General features: G+C 69.9%; 1 protein-coding gene. It reads right to left on the reverse strand.

Annotated elements, in window-relative coordinates; all coding sequences use genetic code 11:
- A partial coding sequence (locus tag B2W70_RS09475; RefSeq protein ID WP_286745146.1) for a TonB-dependent receptor domain-containing protein occupies positions 1-561 on the reverse strand: 561 nt, incomplete at both ends.

The raw sequence follows: 561 nt of genomic DNA on the forward strand, positions 1-561 counted from the left end.
GCCCACCTCGATGGGGTCGGGCGCCCGCTGCGACTGGCCCCAGGCCAGGTGCGTGCGCCAGGCATCGGCCAGCTGCCAGCTCAGGCGCGCGACGTGCTGGCTCAGCTCGTGTTCGCTGCGACCGTTTTCGCCGGACTTGGCCACGGGGTTCACCGCGAAGCTGCGGATCGCGCCAGTGCGCGTGTCCACCTGGTCGCGGCGGCTGCCCAGCGTCAGCTGCCAGGCGTCGAGGTCCAGGCTCCATTCAGCGTACAAGCCGGTTTTGCGCTGGCGCACCTGGTAGTAGGGCTGCAGGCCCGGGTCCTGCTGAAAGCACATGGGCACGCCGAAGTCGATGCAGGCTTCGCTGCTCAGGTGGTTGGTGGCGTCGTGGTCGTCGCTGGCCCAGTGGCTGCCCAGGGTCAGGCGCTGTGCATTGGTCAGGCGCAGCACGGCCTCGGCCTTGAGCTGGCGCCGCGTCACGTCCTGGACCATGTCCTCGCGGATGCGCGCCTCGCCGTCGTAGGTCAGGGGCGCCATCGGTCGCAGGCTGTGGTTGTCCATGGCGTGGTGGATGCGCTG

Source organism: Aquabacterium sp. UBA2148 (assembly GCF_002328915.1).
GTDB classification, from domain to species: Bacteria; Pseudomonadota; Gammaproteobacteria; order Burkholderiales; family Burkholderiaceae_C; genus Aquabacterium; species Aquabacterium parvum.